The sequence below is a fragment of the Psychrobacter sp. PP-21 genome, from assembly GCF_033790785.1.
Taxonomy (GTDB): domain Bacteria; phylum Pseudomonadota; class Gammaproteobacteria; order Pseudomonadales; family Moraxellaceae; genus Psychrobacter.
Window position 1 is genome coordinate 1 of sequence record NZ_JAMYEB010000037.1, and the last position, 4,554, is coordinate 4,554.

Consider the following 4,554-nt stretch of genomic DNA (forward strand, 5'->3'; position numbering starts at 1 on the left):
CAAGCGCGTTTAAAATGCCACATGATGACGCTGGTGCACTACTTGCACATTTCTGGCGCAAAACGGTCAAGTGATGCTTTAAGTGCATCAGTTCTTCCATTCGTATTTCCACAGCATGAATGTGCTCATCTAGCAAGTTATTCACATCGCCGCAGTCCTTGTCAGGCGACTCCCAGTATTCAAGTAAGATTCGCACATCATCTAAAGCCATATCGAGCGTACGGCAATGTAGGATAAATTGTAGACGCTCAATGTGCTCTTCATTATATAAACGATAATTCCCTTCGCTACGAAAAGGCTCGGGTAATAAACGCTCTTTTTCATAATAGCGAATGGTTTCTACTGTGGCACCTGTGCGTTTAGCGAGCTCACCAATTTTGATTGTCATAACAACCTCTATGATTTAAATAATTAAAGTGGCTGTAAAGACTAGCGCTAGAGAAATTAAAATTACGAAACTGTAGATAAATAACCTTGACTCTAAAGCCACTATAGGGTTCATAATATCATTATTCAAAGGGTAAATTATTATGAAATATCATATTGAAGGTATGGACTGTGCCAGTTGCATCGGCAAGATTGAAACAGCTTTGAAACGTATGCCTGGGGTTTCTGATGTTCAGCTGAATTTCGCTACAGAAACGCTAGAGCTAAGCTTGACCCCTGGTGCGCCGACTCAGGCTAGTGATATCGAAAAAACAATCAAAAGCCTAGGGTTCGGCATCTCTGCCAATACTGGTCAACAAACTGTATCGGCTATTGATATTGACAGCGACAATCAGATGGCTCCGCAGGATAAGCAATGGTGGCAAACTCAAAAAGGCAAACAGGTTGTTGGCCTCGGTATTTTGATGGGCAGCGCTTATGCACTGTCACTACTGTTGCCCGCTTATGGGATATGGGTGTTTGCCATCGCTGTGATTGTAGGCGTTTTTCCATTTGCGCGCAAAGCCTTAGCACTGGCTAAAACAGGTTCATTCTTTTCAATTGAAACGCTGATGTCCGTCGCCGTGCTTGGCGCACTTATCATTGGTGAAGCTGAAGAGGCCGCAGCGGTTGTCTTTTTGTTCTCAATCGGTGAACTGTTTGAGAGTATCGCTGCTGATCGCGCTCGCGCTGGCATCAGAGCCTTATCATCGCTGGTTCCGAAAAGTGCAATTTTACTTGATGCTCAAGGTGGGCAGCGTAACGTTCCAGCGACTTCATTACAAGTGAATGACCTTGTGCTGGTGCGTCCTGGAGATAGGGTATCTGCTGATGGTTCCATTGTTCAAGGTGCGTCCAGCCTTGATGATTCGCCCGTGACGGGAGAGTCTGTTCCTGTTGCCAAGACGATGGGTGACAATGTATTTGCAGGGTCAATTAACATCGATGGTGTGCTCCAAGTGCGCGTAGAAAAGACAGCCGCCGATAACACCATTTCGCGCATTATTGAGCTGGTAGAGCAAGCCCAAGCCTCCAAAGCACCCACTGCCCGTTTTATTGAGAAATTCAGTCGCTATTACACACCGGCAGTGATGGCTATTGCCGCACTAATTATTATCATTCCACCGTTAGCCATGGGTGGAGATTGGTCGACTTGGTTGTATCGCGGTCTAGCACTGTTGCTGATTGCCTGTCCCTGTGCTCTTGTACTATCAACACCCGCTGCCATCGCCTCTGGTCTTGCTGTTGGTGCGCGCCGTGGCTTGCTGATCAAAGGCGGTAGTGCTTTAGAAACTATCGGCCAAGTGAAGACGGTCGCTTTTGACAAGACAGGCACTTTAACTGAAGGCAAACCACGCGTGACCGATGTTGTTGCCTTTACACAAGAGGACTCAAGTATTCAAGGTCAGAATTCTCAAGGTCAAGATGAGATATTGGCACTTTTTGCCAGTGTGGAGACTGGTTCTAGTCACCCGCTTGCTGAAGCCATTGTTAGTCATGCTGAAGCTGCTAAAGTGTTCATACCTGTGGCCTTCAATGCTTCTGCAACTGCCGGTAAAGCGGTACACGCAACTGTCGCGGAGCGCGCGCTAGCTATCGGTTCGCCTGTTTACGCAGCCGATGAGGCATTGATTTCATCCACACAACAGGCGCAAATTGAGGCGCTGCAAAATGAGGGTAAGACCGTCTCTGTTCTTTTCGATGAGCAAAACCGTGAAGTGCTTGGATTAATCGCGCTAAGAGACGAATTACGAGACGACGCTCATGAAGGTGTGGCTCAGCTCAAAGCGATGGGTGTGCGCTCCGTCATGCTAACAGGCGACAACCGCTTAACCGCTCAAGCACTTGCCAGTAATTTAGACGTGGAATGGGAAGCTGAGCTGTTGCCTGAGGACAAACTGCGCCTGCTTAACGAGATGAAGAACAACCGCAAAATAGCGATGGTTGGTGATGGTATTAACGATGCGCCAGCGCTAGCAACTGCCGATGTTGGCATCGCGATGGGTGGTGGTACCGATGTGGCCATTGAGACGGCCGATATCGCATTATTAAAAAGTCGTGTTACGGACATGGCTCATCTCATCGCACTTTCACGTGCCACCATGCGCAACATTCATCAGAACGTCATTTTCGCTTTAGGTCTCAAAGGCGTCTTTCTGATCACGACCGTATTCGGCATTACTGGACTATGGATTGCGGTTCTAGCTGATGCTGGAGCAACAGTGCTCGTTACTCTCAATGCGTTACGTTTACTGCGCTTTAAAGGCGCGCCTCCACTGGTAAATCCGCCTAAAGTAGTTAAATAAAACCCTTCGAAATCAATTAAAAACTAGAGATAGCAGCAGATTTCGGGGTGGGTTCTAATAATAAAAATTCCACCGCCACAGTAAACTGCAACCGCATTAGAGTAAATAAGGTTAGACCGTATGTTGATTACAGAATTGGGCTATTTTGCCTTGCTTACCGCTTTTGTACTGGCGTTATTGCAGGTAATTCTGCCAACTATTGGTGTTATTCGTAACCAAGTTGCTTGGCAACGACTAGCCCCTAGCCTAGCTTGGGCACAGTTTGCCGCCATGATAACGTCATTTGGCGCTTTGATAGCAGGTTTTTATTATAATGATTTTAGCCTCAGTTACGTCGCGCAGCATTCTAATACGCTGTTGCCTTGGTACTATAAGTTATCGGCGACATGGGGCGGACACGAGGGCTCTTTGCTGCTATGGATGACCATCATGGCCACATGGTGTGCACTGGTATCATACTTTAGTCGCGGCTTGCCGTTATCAATGCGTGCGCGGGTATTAGTTATTTTGGCCGGTGTACAGTTAATGATGCTAACGATGCTGATATTTACCTCGTCACCGTTTGAGCGTACCTTACCCAATCTAGCGGTCGATGGCGCTGATTTAAATCCTGTCCTACAAGATTTCGGTCTGATTATTCATCCGCCCATGTTATATATGGGCTATGTGGGTATGGTAGTACCTTTTGCATTTTGTATGGCGGCATTGTGGGAAGGGCGTTTAGATGCTGCTTGGACACGCTGGTCACGTCCATGGGCGCTCGCGGCTTGGGGATTTTTGACCATTGGTATTGCACTGGGCTCGTGGTGGGCCTACTACGAGCTTGGCTGGGGCGGTTGGTGGTTTTGGGATCCGGTAGAGAATGCCTCGTTTATGCCTTGGCTTGTCGGCTTAGCATTGCTGCATTCATTAGCAGTCACTGAAAAGCGCGGGGTGTTTAAAGCATGGACCATCATGCTGGCTATTTTCGCCTTTGCCTTAAGCTTGCTTGGCACGTTCCTGGTACGCTCTGGAGTCCTTACCTCAGTGCATTCGTTTGCCGCTGATCCGACGCGTGGTTTGGTTATCTTAGCTATTCTTGGCATTATCATCGGTAGTGGTCTATTAATGTTTGCCGTTCGAGGTTGGCGTTTAACCGTTGAAAGTCAATATCAGCTGATTTCACGTGAGTCCTTTTTAGTGATCAACAACGCCATCATTTTGATTGCAACCTTAGTGGTGCTGCTCGGCACCCTTTACCCTATTATCGCTGATGCTTTTGGTTTAGGACAAGTGTCCGTTGGCCCTCCTTATTTTAATGCATTATTTGTACCTTTAACGTGGCTGTTATTAATAGCTATGGGTATGGGCTCAAATATTCGCTGGAAAAAAGACACCCGTCCACTACTGGGTATAGGCATGGTCATCGCCGTTAGTAGCTTAGTATTAGCCGCCATTATTACTTACTTTGTTAATCCATCGTCTATGCTTAATATTGGTGTGACTTTAGCCGTTAGCTTTTGGGCACTGCTATGGATGGCAGTTGATTTTAAAGATAAAACTAAGAATGCGCCTAATCTTTTTAACGGTTTGCGGCAGTTGCGTCTTAGCTATTGGGGTCAACAGACTGCTCATATTGGCGTATTGGTTGCTGTCATTGGCATAGCCTTTACTAGTAGCTTGAGTACTGAGCGTGACGTAGCAATGGGTATTGGCGATACAGTCAATGTTCAAGGTTACGATTTTGAAGTAACTGAATTTTTTGAAATAAAGGGTAGTAACTTTGATGCAACGCAGGCGCAAGTCGTGGTATCCAAAAACGGTCGTGAAGTGGCGAAACTGA

At 46.8% G+C, this 4,554-nt stretch carries 3 protein-coding genes; 2 read left to right on the top strand and 1 reads right to left on the bottom strand.

The annotated features are described in order from the left end of the window. A partial coding sequence (gene cadR / locus NJD71_RS13280) for a Cd(II)/Pb(II)-responsive transcriptional regulator (RefSeq protein WP_319052379.1) occupies window positions 1-388 on the bottom strand: 388 nt, incomplete at its 3' end. 142 nt (window positions 389-530) lie between these two features. Here cadR and NJD71_RS13285 point away from each other — a divergent pair. Next, window positions 531-2,732: a heavy metal translocating P-type ATPase gene (locus tag NJD71_RS13285; protein ID WP_319052380.1), complete on the top strand. Its 2,202-nt coding sequence runs from the start codon at window positions 531-533 to the stop codon at window positions 2,730-2,732. A gap of 120 nt (window positions 2,733-2,852) precedes the next feature. Beyond that, the coding region (locus NJD71_RS13290; RefSeq protein WP_319052381.1) for a heme lyase CcmF/NrfE family subunit at window positions 2,853-4,554 on the top strand (1,702 nt) is incomplete at its 3' end.

Coding starts and splice junctions, on each gene's coding strand:
- NJD71_RS13285 (WP_319052380.1), top strand. CDS start 531: ATGAAATATCATATTGAAGGTATGGACTGTGCCAGTTGCATCGGCAAG.